Here is a 10,219-nt window from a genome sequence, read left to right as displayed (position 1 = left end):
GCGGGGGTCCGCCGCGCCGCCGCGGGGCCGATAATGGACGGATGCGGGTAGTGATCGCCGAGGATTCGGTGCTGTTGCGCGAAGGGCTCGTCCGGCTGCTCGACGACGCCGGGATCGAGACGGTGGCGACGGTCGGGGACGGCCCCGGCCTGCTCGGCATCGTCGAGGAGCACAAGCCGGATCTCGCGATCGTGGACGTGCGGATGCCGCCGTCGTTCACCGACGAGGGGCTCCGGGCGGCGCTCGCCGTCCGGGAGCGCCTGCCGGGCACGCCGATCCTCGTCCTGTCGCAGTACGTGGAGGAGCGGTACGCGACCGACCTGATCGGCGGCGGCGCCGAGGGCGTCGGCTACCTGCTGAAGGAACGGGTCTCGGACGTCGCCGAGTTCATCGACGCGGTCCGCCGCATCGCCGCCGGCGCCACCGTCATCGACCCGGAGGTGATCGGGCAGCTGCTCGGCCGCCGCCGCTCCGGCGACCCGCTGGAGGCGCTGACGCCGCGCGAGCGCGAGGTGCTGGCGCTGATGGCGCAGGGACGGTCCAACGGCGCCATCGCCGGGGACCTCGTCGTCACCGAGGGCGCCGTCGAGAAGCACATCTCGAACATCTTCATGAAGCTGAACCTGCAGCCCGCGCAGGGCGGGCACCGCCGGGTCATGGCCGTCCTGGCCTACCTGGGCCGCACCGACGTCTGACCCTCGCGACGCCACGTCGGAGAACGTCCAAGATCGGGAATGCCCCGTGACGTCGGCACGTTCACCTATCTGGCACACTTGGGCGAGTGGTTTTCATCCGGCGGGTCTCGGCGGCCGACACTTCCGGCTCCCACCGAGGATGAGAATCGCTCAGAGCCGACCGCTGCGGTACCGGTTCACGTCCCCACGCCTCTCCTGGCCCCGCCATGCGGACACGGCCATGCGAGCACGGAGCGCCCGGCGACCGCCAGAAGCGAGGAGAACCATGAAGCCTGACATTCACCCGAACTATGTCGTCACCACGGTGACGTGCACGTGCGGCAACACGTTCGAGACCCGCAGCACCGCCGAGAACGGCGTGATCCACGCGGACGTCTGCTCGAACTGCCACCCGTTCTACACGGGCAAGCAGAAGATCCTCGACACCGGTGGCCGGGTGGCGCGCTTCGAGCAGCGCTTCGGCAAGAAGAAGGCCGGAAAGTAGGACGAGCGCCGCACCTACAGCGACCATCGACGGCCCGGGGACTCGCCATGGGTCCCCGGGCCTTCCAAGTCGGCGTCCGGAGGCCGCCGCGAACCGCCGCGAACCGCCGCCCGTTGCGGACCATCGCGGTCATCGCGGCCCACGGCGCCGGAACGGGCCAGGACACATCGTGAATCTCGACGAACTGATCAGCGAATACGCGGACATCGAGGAACGGCTCGCCGATCCGTCCGTCCATGCCGACCAGGGCCTGGCGCGCAAGCTCGGCAAGCGCTACGCCGAGCTCCGGCCGATCGTCGAGACGCACCGGGAGCTGGCGCTGACCGAGGACGACCTCGCCGCCGCCCGCGAGCTGGCGGGGGAGGACGAGGCGTTCGCGGCCGAGGCCACCGACCTGGACAGGCGGCGCGAGGAACTCGAGGAGCGGCTGCGGCGGCTGCTCGTCCCGCGCGACCCGAACGACGCCAAGGACGTCATCCTGCAGGTGAAGGCGGGCGAGGGCGGCGAGGAGTCCGCGCTGTTCGCCGGCGACCTGCTCCGCATGTACCTGCGGTACGCCGAGCGCGCCGGCTGGAAGACCGAGGTCCTCGACGCGCACCCGTCCGACCTCGGCGGGTACAAGGACGTCACCGTCGCCGTGAAGGCCAGGGGCTCGCGGGACGAGGGCGTCTGGACGCGGCTGAAGTACGAGGGCGGCGTCCACCGAGTACAGCGCGTTCCGGCCACCGAGTCGCAGGGACGCATCCACACCAGCGCCGTCGGCGTTCTGGTGACCCCGGAAGCCGAGGATGTCGACGTCCAGGTCGACGCGAACGACCTGCGCATCGACGTGTACCGGTCGTCCGGTCCCGGCGGGCAGAGCGTCAACACCACCGACTCCGCGGTCCGCATCACGCACCTGCCGACCGGCGTCGTCGTCTCCTGCCAGAACGAGAAGAGCCAGCTGCAGAACAAGGAGCAGGCGCTGCGGATCCTGCGGTCGCGGCTGCTGGCGATGGCGCAGGAGGAGGCCGACGCGGCGGCGGCGGCGGAGCGCAAGAGCCAGGTCCGGACGGTCGACCGGTCCGAGCGGGTGCGCACCTACAACTATCCGGAGAACCGGATCTCCGACCACCGGGTCGGCTACAAGGCCTACAACCTCGACCAGGTGCTGGACGGCGACCTCCACAACGTCACGCAGGCGCTCGTCGACGCGGACATGGAACGCCGGCTGGCCGAAGCCCAAGGCTCATGAACCTGCTGCTTGACGAGATCGCCAGGGCCACCGCGCGGCTCGCGGACGCGGGCGCCGCCTCGCCCCGCGCCGACGCCGAGGAGCTCGCGGCGGCCGTGCACCGGGTGAAGCGCTCGGAGCTGCACGGCGTCCCCGACAGCGCGTTCGATGCCCGGTTCTGGGAGTTCGTCGCGCGGCGCGAGGCGGGGGAGCCGCTGCAGCACATCACGGGCCGCGCGTTCTTCCGCTACCTGGAGCTGAAGGTCGGGCCGGGGGTGTTCGTGCCGCGTCCGGAGACCGAGGTGATGGTCGGGTGGGCGCTGGAGACGCTGCGCGACATGGACGTCCGCGACCCCCTCGTCGTCGATCTCGGCACCGGGTCGGCGGCGATCGCGCTGTCGATCGCGCTTGAGGCGCCGCGCTCCCGCGTCCACGCCGTGGAGAAGGACCCGACCGCGTTCGTGCACGCCACCCGCAACATCGAGGAGCTGGACGAGCGCGGCCGCGTCCGGCCGCACCTGGACGACTTCGCGTCCGCGCTGCCCGAGCTGGACGGCACCGTCGACCTGGTCGTGTCGAACCCGCCGTACATCCCGATGAGCGAGTGGGAGTACGTGCCGCGCGACGTCCGCGACCATGATCCGGCCGATGCGCTGTGGGGCGGCGGGGACGACGGCCTCGACGCGATCCGCGTGGTGGAGCGCACCGCGCGGCGGCTCCTGCGTCCCGGCGGCTACGCGGCGGTCGAGCACAGTGACCTGCAGGGCAACGGCGTCTACTGGGTGTTCGCGGAGGAGAACGGCTGGCGCGACGTCCGCAACCGCCGCGACCTCACCAACCGGGACCGGTTCGTCACGGCGAGGATCGCGTCGGACTAGAAACCGCCCGGGGGTGTGGGGGGTCGTCCCTCCACAATGAACAGTGCTCGGAAGCGCCGCTATCCTGGGCGGTGCCATGCCGGACGAGCGCTGCGCAGATGGGAAGACGGGCGACCGTGAGCCGACGTTATGACTGCTCCGATCCGATGGAGCGCACCCGCGGGATCGCCGAGGCCGTGTCGGCCGTTCGGCGCGGCGAGCTGATCGTCCTGCCGACCGACACCGTGTACGGGGTCGGCGCGGACGCGTTCCTTGCCGACGCCGTGCGGAAACTGCTGGACGCGAAGGGACGCGGGCGGCAGATGCCGCCGCCCGTCCTGGTCGGGTCGGTGCGGGCCGCGACGGCGCTGGTGGACGACCTCGGCACCTACGGCCAGGACCTCGTCGACGAGTTCTGGCCGGGCGCGCTGACGCTGGTGTGCCGCGCCAACCCGAACCTCATGTGGGACCTCGGCGAGACCAAGGGGACCGTCGCGCTGCGGATGCCGATGCACGACCTGGCGGTTGAGCTGCTGAAGGAGACCGGCCCGATGGCCGTGAGCAGCGCGAACCTCAGCGGCCGGCCCGCCGCCCGGGACGTCGAGGAGGCCGAGAAGATGCTCGGCGAGTCCGTCTCGGTCTACCTGGACGGCGGCGTGTCCGGGCACGCCGACCCGTCGACGATCGTGGACCTGACCGGGTCCGTGCCGCGGCTGCTGCGGGCGGGCGCGATTCCGGAGGACAAGATCCGCTCGGTGGTCGGCGTCCTGCTGACCGAGGAGGACGAGGCGGACGAACCCTACGAGTCGGGCGACTCCGACGGCCCCGTAGACGCCCCGTCCGGGCCGGAGATTGGCAAGCCTTCCCTCACCAAGGGAGACGGCGCGCACACCCAGGACGCGCCCGCTGAGCCTTCTCCCGAGGCCGCTGAGCCCGCCGGTCCCGCCGAGGCTGGCGCGAAGCCGTCGCTCGCGAAGGACGACGAGAAATAGCCGGGGGCAGCGCGGGTAGGGCCGTCCGGAAGCGGTTCCTAACCTGGCGGAAGTATCGGCGTCGTTACACCCGCATGATGTCGGCAACGGTGGAACCATGCCTGACGTGCGTGGCCGTGTCCGGGGGCCCGCGATCACCGCGGGCGTGCTGCTGCTGACCCTCGTCCTCGCGCTGCCCGCCCCCGCCGCCGAGGGCGCCGGGGCCCCCGCGCCCCGGGAGGGGGAGCGCATCCCGACCTACGACGTCGTCCTCACGATCGGCGGGGACGGCGTCCTGTACGTCCGGGAGACGATCACCTACGACTTCGACCGGGCCGGCGAGCACGGGATCGTGCGGAGCGTCCCGTTCCGGCACGGCGACCGCGTGTACGACGTGCGGGACGTGCGGAGCAGCTCGTCCACCGGCGCCCCGTCCCGGGTCAGGACGACGCGGTTCCTGAACGACGTGCGGATCAGCGTCGGCGACCGGAACCGCGAGGTCAGCGGGCGCCAGGCGTACGTGATCGAGTACGCGGTGGCGTGGGCGTTCACCCCCCGCGCCCGCCACGACGAGCTGGTCTGGGACGCGATCGGGACGGGCTGGAGCGTGCCGATCGGGACCGCGGCCGTCCGGGTGGAGGCGCCGGTTCCGCTGCGCCACGCGACCTGCCGTGCGGGCGCCCCCGGCGTGACGACCCGGTGCCTGCGCGACCGCGACGGCCCCTACGCCGTGGACTTCATCCAGCGCGCGCTCGCCCCGCACGAGGGCATGACGATCAGGGTCAAGATGCCGAAGCGCGCGATCGCCGTCGAGCCGCCGCGGTACGTCCCGCCGCGCTGGACGGGCGGCTGGACGGGCACCGCGCTCCTCGCCCTCTCCCTGGCGGCCGTGGCCCTGCTCGCCCGCCGCCCGGCCCTGCCCGGGCGCGCCGGCGCCGGTCTGGCCGCGGCCGGGTTCCTGCTGGTCATCGCCGACATCGGGGACGACGTGGCGGCCCACGGGGCGTGGGCGTTCTCGCTGGGGGACCGGTCCCTCGCCGGGCTCGCGCTCATGATCGTCGGGACCGGGGCCAGGTACGCCCGCGGGCTCCGGGACCCCGCGATCGGGCACCGGACGGTCGCCGGTCGGACTACAGTTGGTCGGTCGCGATGTGAACAGATCGTCCCGGCGGGCCGTCTACCAAGGTGACGGCCCGGGCGGACGGGGTACCTAGCGTGCGCGGGCGGCCGCGCGGGGCGCGCCGGGCGGGATCGGTGAAGGGAGGCGCGGGGGAGTGCGTGAATACCTGCTCAGCATCCTGGTCGCCGCCCTCGTCGCCTACCTGCTGACGCCGCTGGTGCGCACGTTCGCCGTGTGGTTCGGTGCGCAGGCGGTCCCCCGCGAGCGCGACGTGCACGTCATCCCGACGCCGCGGCTCGGCGGTCTCGCGATGTTCGGCGGGATGGTCGCCGCGCTGGTGGTGGCGACCGGGCTGCCGGAGATGCGCAAGGTCCTCGCGGACGGCGACATCAGCGTCACCAGGGCGCTGCTGCTGTCCGGCGGCCTGCTGGTGCTGATCGGCATCGCCGACGACCGCTGGGAGGTGGACGCCCTCACCAAGTTCGCCGGCCAGGTCGCCGCGGCCGGGATCTTCATCATGCAGGGCATCCAGATCTACGTGATCCCGCTGCCGACGGGCGAGTCGCTGACGCTGCCGCCCGCCTACGGGGTGCCGCTGACGGTCCTCGTCGTCGTCGCCACGATCAACGCGGTGAACTTCATCGACGGCCTGGACGGGCTCGCCGCGGGCGTCGTCGGGATCGCCGCGCTGGCGCTGTTCTCCTACGCCTACCTGCTGTCGCGGGAGGAGGGCCTCAGCACGCTGTCCGCCGCGACCCTCATCGCCGCGATCCTGTTCGGGATGTGCCTGGGCTTCCTGCCGCACAACTTCAGCCCGGCCAAGATCTTCATGGGCGACACGGGCTCGATGCTGATCGGGCTGCTGCTCAGCGCGTCCACGATCATGCTGACCGGCCAGTTCGACCCGGCCATCCTCGCCAACGGGCTGTTCCCGTTCTTCGTCCCGGTGCTGCTGATCCCGGCGGTGGCGGCGGTCCCGTTCATCGACATGCTCCTCGCGGTGTGGCGGCGCACCAACCAGGGCAGGTCGCCGTTCGCGCCGGACAAGCAGCACCTGCACCACCGGCTGCTGGAGCTCGGCCACTCCACCCGCCGCGCCGTCCTGATCATGTACTTCTGGGTCGGGCTGCTGGCGTCCGGCCTGGTCGGGCTCGCGCTGTTCGACGCCGCCTGGATCACGCTCGGTGTCACCGTGCTCGTCGCGGTGGCCGGCGTCCTGGTCATGCTCGCCAAACCCCGCCGCCGTCCCGCCCAGGGCGGCGGTCCCCTCGCGCCGCCACCGCCCGGCCCGTCCTCGCGCCACCGCGCTGGTGTGCCCTGACGCGAAACGCGCCTGCGTGTGGACGTCGCCGGGGCCCGCTCAGGTGACGATCGGATGAGCATTGGGCGAACTCGGTTAGAGTCCGTGGTGCCCACCGCGGGCGCCCAGTCTCCCGGGATCGCATTACCTCTAGGGTAATTGTGGACATTCCGGACGCTTGTGATACCTTTCACGAACAACGGACGACCACTCAACGTGACCAGCCGGAGCCCTCATGCACACCTCCGACGCCCGGATGCTCCGCGGCGCCGCGATCCCGGCGGCAGCCGCCGGGGTGGGCGCCGTCCTCATCGGCCTGCTGGCCGCCGGCGCCAAGGGCGCGTTCGCGGCGGCGCTGGCCACCGTCGTGGTGATCGCCTTCTTCTCCCTCAGCGCGCTGGCCGTCTCGTGGGCCGCCAGGTACTCCGCGCAGACGATGATGCTGGCCGCCCTCGCCAGCTACACGGTCAAGATCCTCGCGGTGATGGTGCTGGTCACCGCCATGGACGAGGTGACGATCTGGAACACCAAGGTCTTCGCCTGGACGGTCATCGCCCTCGCGCTGCTCTGGATCGCCGCCGAGTTCCGCGTCGCGATGCAGCAGAAGCTCTACATCGACGAGCCCCAGAACGTCCTGGACCGGAGTCCGTGATGACCTGCTCACGGACGGAGCCGGCCCTCAAGGACTACTCCAATATGACCACCGCATGGATGGCCTGCTATCGTCCGGAGCGCGATGAGCGAGCAGAAACGTCGGCCGGAGGACGGCCAACGGGAATTCGCCGATGCCGCATGGTCCGTGCCCAGCTACCTCCTCTCCGGGATGATCATCTGGGGCGGTCTCGGGTGGCTGCTGGCCGAATGGACGGGCCAGGACTGGCTGATCCCGGTCGGCGTGATCATCGGTGTCGGGCTCGCCGTCTACCTGGTCTACGTGAAGTACGGTCGCCACTCCCTCTGAGCGGCCCCGCCGCAGAGGAAGCAGCCGCCGAGGAAGCCTTCGTGAAACATCAACACAGTGATGAAGGGAACGCCGCGTGAACGCGCTGACGGTCCTCGCCTCCGAGGGGGATGAGTTCCAGGCCCCCGGGACGGAGCTGTTCGAATTTCCGCCCCTCTTCGCCGGCGGCCCTGAGTGGCTCACCAAGCCGGTCGTCTTCGCGGTCTTTGGCTCGCTGGTGGTGTGCGCCTTCTTCTGGAGCGCGTTCGCCAAGCCCAAGCTGGTGCCGAAGGGCGTCCAGAACCTCGGCGAGATCGGCTACATGTTCGTGCGGGACGAGATCGCCCGCCCGTTCCTCGGCCGCAACACCGAGCAGTGGATGCCGCTGCTCATGTCGCTGTTCTTCCTGATCTGGACCTGGAACATCTTCTCCGTCGTCCCGATCATCCAGTTCCCGATCGCCTCGCACATCGCGTTCCCGGCCGTCCTGGCGCTGTCGGTCTACTTCATCAAGGTCTACCTGGGCATCAAGCACCAGGGCCCGGCGAAGTACTTCACGAACATGATCCCCCGGGGCCTGCCCCTGCCCGTCTACTTCCTGCTGGTGCCGATCGAGTACCTCTCGACGTTCATCATCGCGCCGTTCACCCACGCGGTGCGGCTCTTCGCCAACATGTTCGCCGGGCACATGATCCTGGCGTTCTTCAGCCTCGTCGGCTTCTGGTTCCTGTTCGAGAAGCCCACGGTGGCCGGCTTCGGAGTCGGCATCGTCGGCGTGCTGGTGACCATCCTGATGACCGCGTTCGAGCTGCTGATCCAGTTCCTGCAGGCGTTCCTGTTCACGATGCTCGCCGCCATGTACATCCAGAGCGGCCTGCACGCGGACCACTGAGCCCCTAAGGGCGGCGCCTCGACGTTCCGCCCGTACCGACAACCTCGTAAGCCCAGACCGGCGAACCTTTCGCCGGCCGACAGAAAAGGAATGAAGCAATGGGAGTCCTCGCCGAGGTCAGCGGTAACGTCACCTCGATCGGGTACGGCCTTGCGGCCATCGGCCCGGGCATCGGCGTCGGCATCATCTTCGGCCAGGGCGTGAACGCGATCGCCCGCCAGCCGGAGCTGACCGGCGTCATCCGCACCAACATGATGCTGGGCTTCGTCCTGACCGAGGCCCTCGCCCTGATCGGCCTGGTCGCGCCGTTCATCTTCCAGGGCATCAAGTAACGGGTCCGTCCCCTGAGGAAGGGCTGAAGACATGATCAGAGCGGCGTCCGTCCTTGCGGCGGAGGAGAACAACCCTCTCGTCCCGCATCCGTTCGAGCTGGTCGTCGGCATCTTCTCGTTCGTCGTCGTGCTGGTCGTCGTCGGCCGGATGCTCGTCCCGCGGATTCAGCAGACGCTGGAGGAGCGCACCGAGGCGATCGAGGGCGGCCTGGAGCGGGCCGAGCAGGCGCAGAAAGAGGCCAAGCAGGTCCTCGAGGAGTACAAGGCCCAGCAGAAGGCCGCCGCGGTCGAGGCGTCCAACGAGCGACGCAAGGCCGAGGAGCAGGGCGCGCAGATCATCGCCCAGGCCAAGGAGCAGGCCCAGGTCGAGGCGCGCCGGATCGTCGAGAACGCCAAGGCGCAGATCGAGGCGGAGCGGCAGCAGGCGTTGCAGTCGCTGCGGGCCGAGATCGGCACCCTGTCGGTCGAGCTGGCCGGGCGGGTCGTGGGCGAGTCTCTTGAGGACAGCGCGCGGCAGAGCCGGGTCGTCGACCGGTTCCTCGAGGAGCTCGAGGAGCGCGCTCGCACGCAGGAGCAGATCACATCATGACCATCACGGGAGCGGTGAGCAGGGCGTCGCTGGCCGAGGCGAAGGAGCGGCTGGAGTCGGTCATTGACTCCGGCGACTCCGACCTCGGCGTGCTCGGCGGCGACCTGTTCGCGGTGCTGCACCTGATCGACCGCGAGCACGGCCTGCGGCGGGCGGTCTCCGACCCGGCGCGGGACGGCGCCGACAAGGCGCAGCTCGTCCGGATCCTGCTGGAGGGCAAGGTGTCACCGGCCGCTCTCGGGCTGGTCGCCGACGTCGTCCGGCTGCGCTGGTCCAAGCCGTCGGAGCTGGCGGACGGGGTGGAGACCCTCGCGGTCACCGCCGAGGCCGCCCGCGCCGAGGCCGAAAGCCGGATCGACGACCTGGAGGACGAGCTGTTCAGGTTCTCCCGCGTCGTCGAGGGCGAGCCCGAGCTGCGCGGCGCCCTCGCCGGGCGGGGGCTGCCGGACGATCGCAAGCTCGGCGTGGTCAACGCCCTGCTGGACGGCAAGGTCACCGCGTCGACCCTGACGCTGGTCACCGAACTGGTGCTGCGCCCGCGAGGACGTAGCCTGGAAGGCGGGCTCGCCGAGTACGGCAAGCTCGTCGCCCAGCGCAGGCAGCGGCTGGTCGCGCTCGTGCGCACGCCCGCCGAGCTGCCGGAGGCGCAGCGGACGCGGCTCGCCGCGGTGCTCGCCACCGCCTACGGCCATGACGTACACCTGAACATCGAGATCGACCCCACGGTGATCGGCGGAATGTCGATCGAGATCGGGGACGAGATCATCGACGGCACGATCGCCGGACGGCTGGACGACGTCCGCCGGCGGCTCGGTACCGGCTGAGG

General features: G+C 70.7%; 13 protein-coding genes. All 13 read left to right on the top strand.

What is annotated here, in order from left to right:
* Positions 1 to 41 precede the first annotated feature (41 nt).
* The 13 genes from ETD83_RS19135 to ETD83_RS19075 all read left to right on the top strand — a co-directional run bounded on the left by ETD83_RS19135 (position 42) and on the right by ETD83_RS19075 (position 10,217).
* Positions 42 to 695: a response regulator transcription factor gene (locus ETD83_RS19135; RefSeq protein WP_138646502.1), complete on the top strand. Its 654-nt coding sequence runs from the start codon at positions 42 to 44 to the stop codon at positions 693 to 695.
* Positions 696 to 960: 265 nt separating this feature from the next.
* The gene (gene rpmE, locus ETD83_RS19130; protein WP_021598595.1) at positions 961 to 1,179 is read left to right on the top strand and encodes a 50S ribosomal protein L31; all 219 of its coding nucleotides are present in this window, start codon (positions 961 to 963) and stop codon (positions 1,177 to 1,179) included.
* A 169-nt stretch (positions 1,180 to 1,348) separates the two neighbouring features.
* Entirely contained in the window at positions 1,349 to 2,413 is a 1,065-nt protein-coding gene (gene prfA / locus ETD83_RS19125; RefSeq protein WP_138646501.1) for a peptide chain release factor 1, read from the top strand.
* Positions 2,410 to 3,270 carry a peptide chain release factor N(5)-glutamine methyltransferase gene (gene prmC, locus ETD83_RS19120; protein WP_138646500.1) on the top strand — a complete coding sequence of 287 codons (861 nt, stop codon included), beginning with the start codon at positions 2,410 to 2,412 and terminating at the stop codon, positions 3,268 to 3,270. Before prfA ends, prmC begins: the two co-directional genes overlap by 4 nt.
* A gap of 116 nt (positions 3,271 to 3,386) precedes the next feature.
* On the top strand, positions 3,387 to 4,241 hold the full coding sequence (locus ETD83_RS19115; protein WP_138646499.1) for an L-threonylcarbamoyladenylate synthase: 855 nt from the start codon (positions 3,387 to 3,389) through the stop codon (positions 4,239 to 4,241).
* 97 nt (positions 4,242 to 4,338) lie between these two features.
* The gene (locus tag ETD83_RS19110) at positions 4,339 to 5,409 is read left to right on the top strand and encodes a DUF2207 domain-containing protein (protein WP_138646498.1); all 1,071 of its coding nucleotides are present in this window, start codon (positions 4,339 to 4,341) and stop codon (positions 5,407 to 5,409) included.
* Between the two features lie 85 nt (positions 5,410 to 5,494).
* Positions 5,495 to 6,661: a glycosyltransferase family 4 protein gene (locus ETD83_RS19105; protein WP_138646497.1), complete on the top strand. Its 1,167-nt coding sequence runs from the start codon at positions 5,495 to 5,497 to the stop codon at positions 6,659 to 6,661.
* 214 nt (positions 6,662 to 6,875) lie between these two features.
* Positions 6,876 to 7,292 (top strand): hypothetical protein, encoded by a 417-nt coding sequence (locus ETD83_RS19100; RefSeq protein WP_138646496.1) that lies wholly within the window; start codon positions 6,876 to 6,878, stop codon positions 7,290 to 7,292.
* 84 nt (positions 7,293 to 7,376) lie between these two features.
* Positions 7,377 to 7,601, top strand: coding sequence for an AtpZ/AtpI family protein (locus tag ETD83_RS19095; protein WP_138646495.1), 225 nt, complete (start codon positions 7,377 to 7,379; stop codon positions 7,599 to 7,601).
* Positions 7,602 to 7,677: 76 nt separating this feature from the next.
* Positions 7,678 to 8,472 carry a F0F1 ATP synthase subunit A gene (atpB, locus tag ETD83_RS19090; protein ID WP_138646494.1) on the top strand — a complete coding sequence of 265 codons (795 nt, stop codon included), beginning with the start codon at positions 7,678 to 7,680 and terminating at the stop codon, positions 8,470 to 8,472.
* Between the two features lie 98 nt (positions 8,473 to 8,570).
* Positions 8,571 to 8,804 carry an ATP synthase F0 subunit C gene (atpE, locus tag ETD83_RS19085; RefSeq protein WP_138646493.1) on the top strand — a complete coding sequence of 78 codons (234 nt, stop codon included), beginning with the start codon at positions 8,571 to 8,573 and terminating at the stop codon, positions 8,802 to 8,804.
* A 31-nt stretch (positions 8,805 to 8,835) separates the two neighbouring features.
* A complete protein-coding gene (locus ETD83_RS19080) occupies positions 8,836 to 9,393 on the top strand; it encodes a F0F1 ATP synthase subunit B (RefSeq protein WP_138646492.1) in 558 nt (185 codons plus the stop codon).
* Positions 9,390 to 10,217 (top strand): F0F1 ATP synthase subunit delta, encoded by an 828-nt coding sequence (locus tag ETD83_RS19075; protein ID WP_138646491.1) that lies wholly within the window; start codon positions 9,390 to 9,392, stop codon positions 10,215 to 10,217. Before ETD83_RS19080 ends, ETD83_RS19075 begins: the two co-directional genes overlap by 4 nt.
* The last annotated feature ends 2 nt before the right edge of the window (positions 10,218 to 10,219 follow it).

This window comes from Actinomadura soli, assembly GCF_005889715.1.
Taxonomy (GTDB): domain Bacteria; phylum Actinomycetota; class Actinomycetes; order Streptosporangiales; family Streptosporangiaceae; genus Spirillospora; species Spirillospora soli.
The sequence above is the reverse complement of the archived record's forward strand: the minus strand, read 5'-3'. Positions and strand labels throughout refer to the sequence as shown.